The organism is Inquilinus sp. CA228, assembly GCF_052078665.1.
Taxonomy (GTDB): domain Bacteria; phylum Pseudomonadota; class Alphaproteobacteria; order DSM-16000; family Inquilinaceae; genus Inquilinus.
In genome coordinates, this window is sequence record NZ_JBQJIK010000015.1 from 35,890 (window position 1) to 48,495 (window position 12,606).

Below are 12,606 nucleotides of genomic sequence, written 5' to 3' on the forward strand. Positions count from 1 at the left end.
CCGTCATGAGCTATCACAACCCGCCCACCGAACCCCGGATCTCGGCCACCTTCGACGAATACACGATGTCGGAGATCCGGCGCGCCGCCGCCACCGGCATCTATGACATCCGCGGCGGCGGCGCCAAGCGCAAGCTGCCGCATTTCGACGACCTGCTGTTCCTCGGCGCCTCGATCTCGCGCTACCCGCTAGAGGGCTATCGCGAGAAATGCGGCACCGATGTCGTGCTCGGCGCGCGCCACGCCAGGAAGCCGATCGAGCTCAAGATCCCGATCACCATCGCCGGCATGAGCTTCGGGTCGCTGTCCGGCCCGGCGAAGGAGGCGCTCGGCCGCGGCGCGACGATGGCCGGGACGTCGACCACGACCGGCGACGGCGGCATGACCGAGGAGGAGCGCGGCCATTCGGAGCGCCTGGTCTACCAGTATCTGCCGTCCCGCTACGGCATGAATCCGCGCGACCTGCGCCGCGCCGATGCCATCGAGATCGTCGTCGGCCAGGGGGCGAAGCCGGGCGGCGGCGGCATGCTGCTGGGCCAGAAGATCTCCGACCGGGTGGCGGAGATGCGCACTTTGCCGAAGGGCATCGACCAGCGCTCGGCCAGCCGCCATCCTGACTGGACCGGGCCGGACGATCTCGAGATCAAGATCCTCGAGCTGCGCGAGCTGACCGACTGGGAGAAGCCGATCTATGTGAAGGTCGGCGGCGCGCGGCCCTATTACGACACGGCGCTGGCGGTCAAGGCCGGCGCCGATGTCGTCGTGGTCGACGGCATGCAGGGCGGCACGGCGGCGACGCAGGAGGTCTTCATCGAGCATGTCGGCATGCCGACGTTGGCCTGCATCCGCCCGGCCGTGCGGGCGCTGCAGGATCTCGGCATGCACCGCAAGGTCCAGCTGATCATCTCGGGCGGCATCCGCAACGGCGCCGATGTCGCCAAGGCCCTGGCGCTCGGCGCCGATGCCGTGTCGATCGGCACCGCGGCGCTGATCGCGATCGGCGAGAACGATCCGCGCTGGGCGGCGGATTACGCGGCGCTCGGCACCACGGCCGCCGCTTATGACGATTGGCATGAGGGGCGGGATCCGGCCGGCATCACCACCCAGGATCCGGAGCTGATGAAGCGGGTCGACCCGGAAGTGGCCGGCCGCCGCCTCGCCAACTACCTCAAGGTCATGGCGCTCGAAGCGCAGACCATCGCCCGCGCCTGCGGCAAGAACCACGTGCACAACCTGGAACCCGAAGATCTCTGCGCCCTGACGGTCCCTGCCGCCGCCATGGCGCAGGTGCCGCTCGCGGGCACAGACTGGATTCCCGGCAAGGGGGGCTACTGAAGGCAGCCGGGCGAACCAGCCCGGCCAAGCCTGAAAAACCAAGATGCCTCTGGGAGCTCACTAGGAGACCGAGCATGACGCTGGACCTTGCTGCCCTTGCCAAAGACAAGGGCATCAAATATTTCATGATCAGCTACACCGACCTGTTCTCCGGCCAGCGCGCCAAGCTCGTGCCGGCGCAGGCGATCGCCGCGATGCAGGAGGAAGGGGCGGCCTTTGCCGGCTTCGCCACCTGGCTCGACATGTCGCCGGCCCATCCCGACCTGTTCGCCGTGCCGGATCCGTCCTCGGTCATCCAGCTGCCCTGGAAGAAGGAGGTCGCCTGGGTGGCGGCCGACTGCAGGATGGACGGCGCGTTGGTCGCCCAGGCCCCGCGCAACGTGCTGAAGCGGCTGGTCCAGGAGGCCGAGGCCGAGGGCAAGCGGGTGAAGACCGGCGTCGAGGCCGAGTTCTTCCTGATCACGCCCGATGGCAGCCGGATCTCGGACGACCGCGATACGGCGGCGAAGCCCTGCTACGACCAGCAGGCGGTGATGCGCCGCTACGACATCATCACCGAGATCTGCGACCACATGCTGGAGCTCGGCTGGGGCGCCTACCAGAACGACCATGAGGATGCCAACGGCCAGTTCGAGATGAACTGGGAGTACGACGACGCGCTGCAGACCGCCGACAAGCATTCCTTCTTCAAGTTCATGGTCAAGTCGATCGCCGAGAAGCACGGGCTGCGCGCCACCTTCATGCCGAAGCCGTTCAAGGGGCTGACCGGCAATGGCTGCCATTGCCACATCTCGGTCTGGGACAACAGCGGCCGGACCAACGTCTTCGCCGACAAGGCGGCCGAGTTCGGGCTGTCGGCCGAGGGGCGGCACTTCCTCGGCGGCATCATGAAGCACGCCTCCTCGCTGGCCGCGATCACCAACCCGACAGTCAATTCCTACAAGCGCATCAACGCGCCGCGCACCATCTCGGGCGCGACCTGGTCGCCGAACTCGGTGACCTGGACCGGCAACAACCGCACCCATATGGTCCGCGTGCCCGGCCCCGGCCGGTTCGAGCTGCGGCTGCCGGACGGCGCCGCCAACCCCTATCTGCTGCAGGCGGTGATCATCGCCGCCGGTCTCGAAGGCCTGCGCCACCGCGCCGATCCCGGCCCGCATCACGACATCGACATGTACAGCGAAGGCCATCTGGTGAAGGATGCGCCGCGCCTGCCGCTGAACCTGCTCGATGCGCTGCGGGCCTATGATGCCGACGAGGGCCTGAAGCAGGCGGTCGGCCCGGAATTCTCCGCCGCCTATCTCAAGCTCAAGCACCAGGAGTGGAATGCCTACGCGTCTCACTTCACCCAGTGGGAACAGGATACCACCCTCGACATCTGAGCCGGAGGGCGACATGGCCGAGATCATCGACGGCCGCCAGGTCGCCGCTTCCATCCTCGAGACCGTGACGGCGGCGGCCGCCGCGCTGGAGGCCGGCAGCGGCGTCAAGCCCGGGCTCGCCGTCGTCATCGTCGGCGACGATCCGGCCAGCCACGCCTATGTCAGGGCCAAGAGCCGGACGGCGACGGAGTGCGGCTTCCGCTCGGTGCAGCACACGCTGCCGGCGGCGACGATGCAGGCGGATCTCGCGGCCCTCGTCGCCGCGCTGAACGCCGACCCGTCGATCCACGGCATCCTGGTCCAGCTGCCGCTGCCGAAGCATTTGGAATCGGACCCGATCATCCAGTCGATCCGGCCGGACAAGGATGTCGACGGCCTGCACGTCGTCAATGCCGGCAAGCTGGCCACCGGCGATCTCGCGACCGGCCTCGTCTCCTGCACGCCGGCCGGCGCCATGATCCTGGTCCGGCGCGCGCATGGCGAGGATCTGTCGGGCCTCGGCGCCGTCGTGATCGGCCGGTCCAACCTGTTCGGCAAGCCGATGGCGCAACTGCTGCTCGCCGCCAACGCCACGGTCACCATCGCCCATTCGCGCACCCGGGACCTGCCGGAGGTCTGCCGCGGCGCCGACATCCTGGTCGCCGCCGTCGGCCGGCCGGAGATGGTCCGGGCCGGCTGGATCAAGCCCGGCGCGACGGTGATCGATGTCGGCATCAACCGCGTTCCGGCGCCGGAGAAGGGCGAGGGCAAGACCCGCCTGGTCGGCGATGTCGCCTTCGCCGAGGCCGCTTCGGTCGCCGGCGCCGTCACGCCGGTGCCGGGCGGCGTCGGGCCAATGACGATCGCGATGCTGATGGCCAACACGGTGATCGCGGCGCATCGTGCGGCCGGCCGGGCGCCGCCGGAATTCTGAGCCGGGATTGCCGGCCGCAGGCGCAAGATCAGCTTGTCAGGGCGCGAAACGCGCCTATAGTGAGGAAACAAATATTCTATAGAGTGAAAACAGGGGACCGGACATGGCTCTATCGTGGCGCTTTTCGGCTCTCGCGGATCGTCATCGCGCGCTGGGGTCGAAGCTCGAGGACTGGAGCGGCATGGGCACCGCCTGGACCTACGACAAGGACATGTCGCAGGAGCATGTGGCGGTCCGCACCAGGGCCGGCCTCATGGATGTGTCGGGCCTGAAGAAGGTCCATCTGGTCGGCCCGCACGCCATCGCCGTGCTCGACCACATCACCACCCGCAGCATGGCCAAGATCACTCCCGGCCGGTCGGTCTATGGCTGCATGCTCAACGACCGCGGATATTTCACCGAGGATTGCATCACCTACCGCACCGGCCCCAATTCCTGGATGCTGGTGCACGGCTCGGGCTCCGGCCATGAGGAGGTGGTCAAGCAGGCCGCCGGCCGCAACTGCGCCGTGCTGTTCGACGACGATATCCACGACCTGTCGCTGCAGGGCCCGCTGGCGGTCGACTACCTCGCCAAGCACGTCCCCGGCATCCGCGACCTCAAATATTTCCACCACATGCAGACGACGCTGTTCGGCGCGCCGGTGATGATCTCGCGCACCGGCTACACCGGCGAACGCGGCTACGAGATCTTCGTCCGCGGCCAGGACGCCCCCCTGGTCTGGGACACCATCCTCGAGGACGGCAAGGGCATGGGCATCATCCCGTGCTGCTTCAGTGTCCTCGACATGCTGCGGGTCGAAAGCTACCTGCTGTTCTATCCCTACGACAATTCGCAGATGTATCCCTTCGCCGATGAAGGCCCGGGGGATTCGCTGTGGGAGCTCGGCCTGGACTTCACCGTCAGCCCCGGCAAGACCGGCTTCCGCGGCGCCGAGGAGCATGCCCGCCTCAAGGGCAAGGAGCGCTTCCGCATCTTCGGCCTGCTGATCGACGCCGACCGACCGGCCGATGCCGGCGACGAGGTCTGGGCCGACGGAAGGAAGGTCGGACTCATCACCTGTCCCTGCTATTCGTCGCTGACCCGGAAATCCATGGCCATCGCGCGGCTCGATGTCGACAAGGCGGTGCACGGCACGAAGCTCGAGGTGCGCGGCAAGGCGGTGGAGGCAACCGCCACCGCCCACACGCTGCCCTTCGACGACCCGGAGAAGAAGAAGCGGACGGCGGTGGGCTAGGGGCGGCCATGCTGGTCGCAGGCATCAAGAGCCGGCCGGTGTACAAGGGGCTCGTTCTCCAGCCCCATGCCCGGCGGCACATCTTCGCCCTCGAAGGGGAGGGGGCCCTGGCCCTGCTCGATCAGCGGGCGGCGCTGGACGGCCCGATCCTGTCCCGCAGCGAGATCCTCTACGCGCCCGGCGGCTCGCCGGGCAGGGGGCATGACCAGGCCCTGCTCGGCCTCGGCGCCAGGGCATGCTGGGCGGCGCCCACCGTCCCGACGCTGCTGTTCCGGCTGAACGGCACGCTGGCGACCGCGCGGATGGGCACGCGCCTCTACATCGCGGGTACCGAGGGGTTCATCGGCCAGGCGATGGCCGTGGCGCTCGACCACGGCATGGATTACGCCTCGGTGCTCACCGAACATCGCGGCTCGCTCGCCCGGCGCGTCCAATGCGTCCATTGCAAGGGCATCACCGAGGGCGTGACCGCCAGCCCCTTCCCCTGCAGCCATTGCGGGCTGGCGCTGCTGGTGCGCGACCATTATTCGCGCCGGCTCGCCGCCTTCCAGGGCGTCAATGTCGATGCGGAGGAGCCGGGCAGCGCCCCGGCCCCGGAGGAGGTGTTCCGGTGAGCGGCGGCATCGAGATCCCCGTCCGCGTGGTCCGGATCACCCCGGTCGCCGAGCGGGTCAAGCGCTTCCGCTTCGAACGGGTGGACGGCGCGCCCCTGCCGCATTTCTCCGGCGGCGCCCACATCATCGTCGTCATGGACGATGACGGCCATACCCGCCGCAACGCCTATTCGCTGATGTCGCCGCCGGATGACTGCTCGGGTTACGAGGTCAGCGTGCTGCATGTCGAGGATTCGCGCGGCGGGTCGACCTTCCTGCATGAGCGGCTGCGCGAGGGCGACGAGTTGAAGATCAGCCACCCGGTCAACCTGTTCCAGCCGGATTGGCGCGGCCGCAAGCACCTGCTGATCGCCGGCGGCATCGGCATCACGCCGTTCCTCGCCATGATGCAGCAATTCGCCCGCGAAGGCCGGGATTTCGAGCTGCACTACGCCATCCGCAGCCGCGACCGCGGCGCCTATTGGCGCGACCTGGCGGAGCGCTACGGGCCGCATCGCGTCACCATCCATTGCGATGCGGAAGGCGGGGCCGTCCCGCTCGGGCGCCTGCTCGACAGCCAGCCGCTCGGCACGCATCTCTATGTCTGCGGCCCGTCCGGGATGATCGACGGCGTGCTCAAGGCGGGGGTGGAGGCCGGCTGGCCGGCCGAGAACCTGCACTCCGAGCGCTTCCTGGGGTCGCTGCCCGGCAAGCCCTTCGCCATCCAGCTTCTGCGCTCCGGCAAGACCGTCCAGGTCGGGCGCCATGAGAGCATGCTGGAGGCGATCGAGGCGGCGGGCGTCGACGCGCCGTTCCTGTGCCGCGGCGGCGCCTGCGGCCAGTGCGAGGCCGCGGTCGTCGCCTGCGACGGCACGCTGCTGCATCACGACGTCTACCTGACCGACGAGGAAAAAGCGTCCGGCCGCAAGGTCATGGTCTGCGTGTCCCGCTTCGAGGGCACCGCATTGCATCTCGACCTGTAGCCGGAGCGGGACAAGGAGGCCGACATGGCGATCGTCTTCAGGCAGGAGACCTTCCGCGACGATTTCAGCTACCGCAACAGCCCGGCGACCATCCGCCGGTTCCCGTTCCCGTTCCACGAAGACAGTTACATGTACGCCGTCAACATGGAACCGCATGTGCGCGGCGAGACGGGCACGGTCTACGAGACCCTGATCGACGTCGACGAGCACTACGTCGCCGAGATGCGGGACCGCGAGCTGGTGCTGACCGAGGACCCGCTGCGCTGCCAGGCCCTGCCGCACATGATGAGCGCGCAATGGGACACGCTCGAGCTGCTGATGGAGCAGCAGGCCGAAGGATATCCCGAGCATTTCAGCCTGACCCGCGACGGCGACCGCTGGCGCTGGATCAACCGGCCGCTCGGCATCGACGACAGCTTCATCTTCGGCAATCCGTCGACGCTGCCCTATGAGCCGTTCGAATACATCACCCGGCAGGCGCAGGGCGATTTCTGCATCGTCGACCAGCGCAACGGCAACCTGTGGATGGATGCCGGCATGGTGACGACCCAGGCCGACTGGTCGCTCGATTTCGACATCGGCATGAACTTCATGGAATGGCACGGGCCGGTGCCGCTGGCGCATCAGATCGGGGTGTTCGACCGCGCCCTGAAATTCCTGCTCAACCTGCAGCAGGGCAAGCCGACGCGCCGGTTCAACTGGACCATGACGATCAACCCGCGCCTCGACACCAGCCCCGAGAACTATCCGAAATGGGGCCCGGACCGGGCGACCGTGACGCCGGACAATGTCGGCGAGAAGGTGCATCTGCGGGTCGAGCTGCAGTCGCTGTGGCGGCTGCCGCGCTCGAACGCGATCCTGTTCGTCATCCGCTGCTACCTGATCAGCATGAACGAGCTGGTGACCGTGCCGAAATGGGCGCGCCGCCTGCCGCGCGTGCTGCGCACCCTGCCGCCCGAGCTGGTCGACTACAAGGGGCTGACGCGCTACCGCGAGGACACGATCAAATGGCTCTCGGCCTATGATGACGGCACCCCGACCAGCCCCGGGATCTGGCCGGATTGAACGACCGGGTTCGAAGAACAGCATGCCAGCAACAGGGGATTGATCCATGACCAGAGTGGCCGTTATCGGCGCCGGCCCGTCCGGCCTTGCCCAGCTGCGGGCCTTCCAGTCGGCCGCTCAGAAGGGCGCCGAGATCCCGGAGATCGTCTGCTTCGAGAAGCAGGCCGATTGGGGCGGGCTGTGGAACTACACCTGGCGCACCGGCCTGGACGAATATGGCGAGCCGGTCCATGGCAGCATGTACCGCTACCTCTGGTCCAACGGCCCGAAGGAATGCCTGGAATTCGCCGACTATTCCTTCGAGGAGCATTTCGGCAAGCCGATCGCGTCCTACCCGCCGCGCGCCGTGCTGTGGGACTACATCAAGGGCCGCGTCGAGAAGGCGAATGTCCGCCCCTGGGTGCGCTTCAGCACGCCGGTGCGCATGGTCCGGTTCGACGCCGACACCAAGACATTCACGGTGACGGCCCACAACCGCGTCGAAGACCGCATGTATGATGAGGAATTCGACTATGTCGTCGTCGCCAGCGGCCATTTCTCGACGCCGAACGTCCCCCAGTTCGAAGGCGTGAAGACGTTCAATGGCCGGGTGCTGCACGCGCATGATTTCCGCGACGCGGTCGAGTTCAAGGGCAAGGACATCCTGATCGTCGGCCGCAGCTACTCGGCCGAGGACATCGGCTCACAGTGCTGGAAATACGGCGCCAAATCGGTGACCACGAGCTATCGCTCGAAGCCGATGGGTTTCAAATGGCCGCAGAATTTCGAGGAGCGTCCGCTGCTGGTCAGGCTCGAGAACCGCACGGCGCATTTCCTCGACGGCTCCAGCAAGGAGGTCGATGCGCTGATCCTCTGCACCGGCTACCAGCATCATTTCCCGTTCCTGCCGGATGAGCTGCGCCTGAAGACCGCCAACCGGCTGTGGAGCGACAGCCTGTACAAGGGCGTGGTCTATGACCGGAACCCCCGGCTGTTCTATATCGGCATGCAGGACCAGTTCTATACGTTCAACATGTTCGACGTGCAGGCGTGGTGGGCGCGCGACGTCATGATGGGCCGCATCGAGCTGCCGCCGGAGGACGAGCTGAAGGCGAATTTCGCCAAATGGCGCGCCCGTGAGGAGACCCTCGACGGCGCCGAGCAGATGATCTGGTTCCAGGGCGACTATGTGAAGGAGCTGCTGGCCGAGACCGATTATCCGAGCTTCGACATCGAGGGCACGAACCAGACCTTCATGGAATGGGAGCACCACAAGGCGGAGAACATCATGGGCTTCCGCAACAACGCCTACCGGTCGCTGATGACCGGCACCATGTCGCCGGCGCACCACACGCCGTGGCTGGAGGCGCTCGACGATTCGATGGAGGCCTATCTCGGAGGCTGAGCTCCGCGGAGGGCCCGGACGCCGCGTTCAGGACGATTGCGGCACCTCGGGCACCGCGCGCATGAAATGGTTCGGGCCCAGCGCCACGATCTCGTCGCTGGCCTTGCGGCTGGCGGCGCGGATCGCCTCCGCCTTCGCCTGGAAGGCGCGGCCGCCCTGGCCGCGCAGCTTGACGTCCGGGTTCGGCACGGCGGACAGCAGCAGCCGGGTGTAGGGGTGCTGCGGCGCCCCGGTCACCGCGGCGGCGTCGCCCCATTCGACCATCTGGCCGGCGAACATCACCACCACCTCCTCAGCCACATGCGCCGCGGTGGCGATGTCATGGGTGATGTACAGCATGGCCAGGCCGCGCGCCGCCTTGGTCTCGGCCAGCAGGCGCAGGATGTCGAGGCGGATCGAGACGTCCAGCATCGAGGTCGGCTCGTCCGCCACCAGGATCTCCGGCTCCACCGCCAGAGCGCGGGCGATGTTGACCCGCTGGCGTTGGCCGCCGCTGAGCTGGTGCGGGTACTTGATCGCGGTGATGTCGGGGTCGAGCCCGACCCAGCGCAGCAGCTCCGCCACCCGCGCCTCCACCGCCTTGGCCGCGGCGGCATGGCCGTGCAGCTTGATCGGCCGCGACAGGTGGTGGGCGACGTTGAACACCGGGTTCAGCGAGGCGAACGGGTCCTGGAAGATCATCTGCACGGCGCGGCGATAGGCCAGCTCGCCCGCCCGGCCGGCCTGCCCGGTGACGTCGCGGCCGCGGAACCGGACCTGGCCCTCGGTCGGCCGGTACAGCCCGGCGATCAGCCGGGCGCAGGTGGTCTTGCCGCAGCCGGATTCGCCGACTAGCGCGATCGCCCGCCCCGGCCGCAGCTGGAACGAGACGTCGCGCAGCGCCGTCACCACATGGTCGCCGGCGCCGAAGCGCATGCCGACGCCCTGCAGCTCCAGAAGTGGTGCTTCGGCCGTCATGACGGCATCCTCTCCCGCACCGTCGCGGCCTCGACCCCGGCCGCCGCCGGCAGGCGCGGGATCGCCTCCCACAGCCGGCGGGTGTAGTCGTGAAGCGGCGCCCGGGTGATCTGGTCGACCGGCCCCTGCTCGACGATCCGCCCGCTCAGCATCACCGCGATGCGGTCGCAGAACTGCGACATCAGGTGCAGGTCATGGGTGATGAACAGGACCGAGAAGCCCAGCCGCTCCTGCAGCTCGCAGATCTGCTGCAGGATCTCGCGCTGGACCACGACGTCCAGCGCCGTGGTCGGCTCGTCCATGATGATCAGGTCGGGCTCCAGCGCCAGGCAGATGGCGATCACCAGGCGCTGGCGCATGCCGCCGGAGAACTGGTGCGGATAGTCGCCGACCCGCTTCGGGTCGATGCCGACCAGCCGCAGCATCGCCTCGGCCTTGGCCCGGCCCTCGGCCCGGCTGCAGCCGGTGTGCCGGTGCAGCACGTCGAAGAACTGCCGCTCGACCCGCAGCAGCGGGTTCAGCGAGTTCATCGCGCTCTGGAACACCATGCCGATGCGGCGCCAGCGCAGCCGCCGCAGCGCCGGCTCGTCCAGGGTCATCAGGTCGGTGCCGTCGAAGCGGATCTCGCCCTGCCGCACCCAGGCCGGCGGCCGCGGCAGCCGGGTGATGGCATAGGCGATGGTGCTCTTGCCGCAGCCGGATTCGCCAGCCAGGCCGAAGATCTCACCGCGCCCGATCTCGAAGGACACCCGGTCGACCGCGACGAAGGAGCCCTTGTCGAGCAGGTATTCGATCACCAGGTCGCGCACCTGCAGCAGCGGCTCGCTCATGCCGGCTTCCTCTCGCGCCGGCGCCGGTCGACCAGGCGCAGCCACCGGGTGAGGGCGGGGCCGGAGCGCAGCTGCGGGTTCGCCACCTCGTCCAGGGTGAAGTTGATCAGGGCGAGGCCGAGGCCCAGCAGGGCGATGGCGGCGCAGGGGGTGAGGATGTCCCACCACGCCCCGACCGTGATCGCCGAGGCGTTCTGGGCGTTGTACAGCATGCGGCCCCAGGAGACGCTGAGCGGGTCGCCGAAGCCGAGATATTCCAGCGTCACCTGGGCGATCACGGCGTAGATGATGCTGCCGACCAGGTTGATGCCGATGATCGAGGCCAGGTTGGGCAGGATCTCGACCCCGACGACGCGCCAGGTCGGCTCGCCCACCAGTCGGGCGGCCAGGACGAATTCGCGGTGCCGCAGGGTCAGGGTCTGGGCCCGCGTCACCCGCGCGCCCCAGGGCCAGGAGGTCAGCGCCAGGATGGCGACGATGGCGCCGATGCCGGCATTGCCGATGAAGGCGGCCAGCACGATCAGCAGCGGCAGGTTCGGGATCACCAGGACGACGTTGGTGGCCAGGTCCAGCACGTCGTCGACCTTGCCGCCGCGATAGCCGCCGATCAGCCCGACGACCGTGCCCAGCACGGTGATGACGAGGCCGCCGATGAGGCCGACGAACAGCGAGGTGCGGGTGCCCCAGATCATCTGGCTCAGCATGTCGCGGCCGACCCGGGTGGTGCCCAGCCAATGCTCGGCGCTGGGCGCCTCATGCGGGCGGCCGACGCGGGCCAGCGGGTCGTAGGGCGCGATCACCGGGGCCGCCAGGGCGATGACGATGAAGGCCAGGACGATGGCGATGCCGATCGTCACCTTCTTCTGGCGCCACAGCGCGTGCAGCAGGCGGGTCATGCTGGCTGGTCCCGCAGCCGCGGGTCGAGCCACAGATAGGCGATGTCGACCGCCAGGTTGGCCAGCAGGGTCGCCAGCGTCATGATCAGCAGCTGGCCCTGGATCACCGGGTAGTCGCGCGAGATCACGGCCTGGAACAGGGTCAGGCCCAGCCCCGGATAGTTGAACACGATCTCGGTGACGACCGACCCGCCGAACACGCTGCCCAGCGCCAGCGCCAGGTTGGTCAGGTTCGGCAGCACCGCGTTGCGGGCGGCGTAGCTGAACATCACGGCGCTCTCGCCAAGCCCTTTGGCCCGCGCCATGGTGACGTAGTCCTCGCCGATCACCGAGATCATGCTGTTGCGCATCGTCGCCTGGAAGTTGCCGACCAGGAACAGCGACAGGGTGGCGACCGGCAGGATGGCGTGCCAGGCGACGCTGCCGAGGAAGGCGAAGGACAGCTCCGGGTCCATCGCCGGGTCCCAGGCATAGCCCAGCGGCAGCCAGCGCAGGCTGACGGCGAACAGGAACAGGGCGCAGACCGCGATCACCACCGGCGGCAGCGCCAGCAGCACCACGGCCAGCGGCGACATCACCCCGTCGAAGCGGCTGCCGCGACGCCAGGCGGCGATGGTGCCCAGCAGGCTGCCAAGGGCGAAGCTGAAGACGATCGAGGTGGTGACCAGCAGCAGGGTCCAGCCGATCGACCGGCCCAGCACCTCCAGCACCGTCTGCGGGTAGTATTTGATCGAGATGCCGAGATCGAGGGTGGCGAGGCCCTTCAGATATTCCCAGAACTGCTCCAGCAGCGTCGCGTCGCCCTGGCCGAAGCGCATCTTGATCGCCTCGATCATCGCCGGGGTGGCGCGCTTGCCGAACTGGGCGATCATCGCCTCGACCGGGCTGCCCGGCATCAGCCGCGGCAGCAGGAAGTTCATCACGATCGCGACCGCGAAGGCGATGGCGTAGATCAGCAGGCGTCGGTACGGAACGCGCATGCGGCCTCCCCTGCCGGTCGGCGACCAACCCCACGCTGTCATGCCCGGGCTT

General features: G+C 68.1%; 12 protein-coding genes. 8 read left to right on the top strand and 4 right to left on the bottom strand.

Going from position 1 to position 12,606, the window contains the following annotated elements; genetic code table 11:
- Positions 1-5 precede the first annotated feature (5 nt).
- The 8 genes from ACTOWL_RS09485 (at position 6) to ACTOWL_RS09520 (ending at position 8,891) form a co-directional block, all read left to right on the top strand.
- On the top strand, positions 6-1,334 hold the full coding sequence (locus ACTOWL_RS09485; protein WP_441320971.1) for an FMN-binding glutamate synthase family protein: 1,329 nt from the start codon (positions 6-8) through the stop codon (positions 1,332-1,334).
- 74 nt (positions 1,335-1,408) lie between these two features.
- Complete coding sequence (gene glnT, locus ACTOWL_RS09490; protein ID WP_441320972.1) at positions 1,409-2,716, top strand: type III glutamate--ammonia ligase; 1,308 nt, start codon at positions 1,409-1,411, stop codon at positions 2,714-2,716.
- A 13-nt stretch (positions 2,717-2,729) separates the two neighbouring features.
- Positions 2,730-3,629: a bifunctional methylenetetrahydrofolate dehydrogenase/methenyltetrahydrofolate cyclohydrolase FolD gene (gene folD, locus ACTOWL_RS09495; protein WP_441320973.1), complete on the top strand. Its 900-nt coding sequence runs from the start codon at positions 2,730-2,732 to the stop codon at positions 3,627-3,629.
- Positions 3,630-3,732: 103 nt separating this feature from the next.
- Positions 3,733-4,866, top strand: coding sequence for an aminomethyltransferase family protein (locus ACTOWL_RS09500; protein WP_441320974.1), 1,134 nt, complete (start codon positions 3,733-3,735; stop codon positions 4,864-4,866).
- Positions 4,867-4,874: 8 nt separating this feature from the next.
- The gene (locus ACTOWL_RS09505; RefSeq protein WP_441320975.1) at positions 4,875-5,480 is read left to right on the top strand and encodes a dimethylamine monooxygenase subunit DmmA family protein; all 606 of its coding nucleotides are present in this window, start codon (positions 4,875-4,877) and stop codon (positions 5,478-5,480) included.
- Entirely contained in the window at positions 5,477-6,442 is a 966-nt protein-coding gene (locus ACTOWL_RS09510) for a PDR/VanB family oxidoreductase (protein WP_441320976.1), read from the top strand. The genes ACTOWL_RS09505 and ACTOWL_RS09510 overlap by 4 nt, the downstream gene beginning before the upstream one ends.
- Positions 6,443-6,466: 24 nt before the next feature.
- Positions 6,467-7,507, top strand: coding sequence for a heme-dependent oxidative N-demethylase family protein (locus tag ACTOWL_RS09515; RefSeq protein WP_441320977.1), 1,041 nt, complete (start codon positions 6,467-6,469; stop codon positions 7,505-7,507).
- Positions 7,508-7,553: 46 nt separating this feature from the next.
- A complete protein-coding gene (locus ACTOWL_RS09520; protein ID WP_441320978.1) occupies positions 7,554-8,891 on the top strand; it encodes an NAD(P)-binding domain-containing protein in 1,338 nt (445 codons plus the stop codon).
- Positions 8,892-8,918: 27 nt separating this feature from the next.
- On the opposite strand, the gene ACTOWL_RS09525 is transcribed toward ACTOWL_RS09520, so the two are convergent.
- From ACTOWL_RS09525 to ACTOWL_RS09540, 4 genes are read right to left on the bottom strand one after another with little or no spacing between them, the layout of a single operon-like run.
- Entirely contained in the window at positions 8,919-9,848 is a 930-nt protein-coding gene (locus tag ACTOWL_RS09525; RefSeq protein ID WP_441320979.1) for an ABC transporter ATP-binding protein, read from the bottom strand.
- The gene (locus tag ACTOWL_RS09530) at positions 9,845-10,678 is read right to left on the bottom strand and encodes an ABC transporter ATP-binding protein (protein ID WP_441320980.1); all 834 of its coding nucleotides are present in this window, start codon (positions 10,676-10,678) and stop codon (positions 9,845-9,847) included. Before ACTOWL_RS09530 ends, ACTOWL_RS09525 begins: the two co-directional genes overlap by 4 nt.
- Entirely contained in the window at positions 10,675-11,574 is a 900-nt protein-coding gene (locus tag ACTOWL_RS09535) for an ABC transporter permease (RefSeq protein ID WP_441320981.1), read from the bottom strand. The genes ACTOWL_RS09530 and ACTOWL_RS09535 overlap by 4 nt, the downstream gene beginning before the upstream one ends.
- Positions 11,571-12,554: an ABC transporter permease gene (locus ACTOWL_RS09540; RefSeq protein ID WP_441320982.1), complete on the bottom strand. Its 984-nt coding sequence runs from the start codon at positions 12,552-12,554 to the stop codon at positions 11,571-11,573. Before ACTOWL_RS09540 ends, ACTOWL_RS09535 begins: the two co-directional genes overlap by 4 nt.
- Positions 12,555-12,606: the final 52 nt, after the last annotated feature.